At 63.6% G+C, this 1342-nt stretch carries 1 pseudogene; it reads right to left on the bottom strand.

The features are described from left to right. Positions 1-37 precede the first annotated feature (37 nt). A pseudogene (locus tag ACTXPP_RS14065) lies at positions 38-1269 on the bottom strand (IS3 family transposase). Between the last annotated feature and the right edge of the window lie 73 nt (positions 1270-1342).

Raw genomic sequence — 1342 nt, 5'->3', positions numbered from 1 at the left:
GGGCCCGAACCCCGGATGGTGGACACGGGGTTTTGATTCAGGATACGAGTCGGAGTCTACCCGAACTCCGGGCCTCATAGGCCTGCGGTGAGAGATAACCGCACCAGGAATGTCGACGGGTCGTGTTGTAGCGGATACACCACCGGAACACATCCCGACGGCACACCAACTGGTTGGCGAACGTCTTGTCGTCCTTGAGGACCTCACGTTTCAACGCGGCGTTGAACGACTCCGCCAATGCATTGTCCGCACTCGTACCCACCGCGCCCATCGACTGCCGGACCTCAAGGTCCCGGCATGCCTTCTGGAACGTTCCGGAGGTGTAGACGCTGCCGTGATCGGAGTGGAACAACGCCCCGGCGAGGCTTCCTCGCTGACCGGCGGCTGCCGTCAGCGCATCGACGACCAATGACGAGCGCATGTGGTCGGCGATCGCGAAGCCGACCAACCGGCGTGAGAAGCAGTCGATGACCGTGGCGAGGTACATATTCGACCCATCGGATATTGGCCGGTAGGTGATGTCGCCGACGTAGACCTGGTTGACGGACTTGGCGGTGAACCTGCGGTTGACCAGGTCGGCGAACACCCGTCGGGAGGGGTCGGCGACGGTGGTCTTCACGCGCCGTCGGCGGGTGAACCCGGCCAGGCCGTTGGTCTTCATCAGTCGGGCGACGCGCTTACGGTTCACCACCGGTGACTCCGGTGACGACGGTGCCTGTGCTGCACCGGGGTCGCCGAGGTCGTTGAGTTCGGCGGTGACGCGCTTGGCACCGTAACAGCCGTCATGGGCGTCGAAGACCACGGTGATCCTCGCGGCCATTGCGGCGTCGTCGAGCAGGCGTTGCTGACGTTGCGGGGCTGAGGCCTTCCACTTGTAGTAGGAGGACCTGTTGATCTTGAGGACCTCGCAGAGCCGCTTGACCGGGTAGTCGGTGCGGGTGTCATCAACGAACCGTCAAGCGGCTCACCAGGCAAGTCTCTTCCGCGAAATATTTCGCGGCCCGTCGCAGGATGTCGCGTTCTTCGCGCAGTCGGGCGTTCTCGCGTCCGAGCTTTCGGATCCGTTCGGCATCGGTGATCGCCGCGGCTTCCGATTGGTCGGTGCTGCCGGCTCGCGGGTTCGATGAGAAGCGGGCGACCCAGTTCTTCAGGGTGTTGCGGTTGATCCCGAGTTCGGCGGCCACGGAGTTCAGTGACGCGCCGTCGGTGGACTCGTATAAGGCGACGGCGTCACGCTTGAACTGCTGAAGAGTAGGTCTTCAGGGGCATGGTGGAACACTACCTTTCTTCCCCAGCTCATCGCCGGGGTCAGGGTGTCCACCACACGGGGGTCAGGCCCCTG

The organism is Candidatus Corynebacterium faecigallinarum (genome assembly GCF_052264515.1).
Lineage (GTDB): Bacteria > Actinomycetota > Actinomycetes > Mycobacteriales > Mycobacteriaceae > Corynebacterium > Corynebacterium faecigallinarum.
Note: the sequence above shows the minus strand (reverse complement) of the source record. Positions and strands in the feature narration are given on the sequence as shown.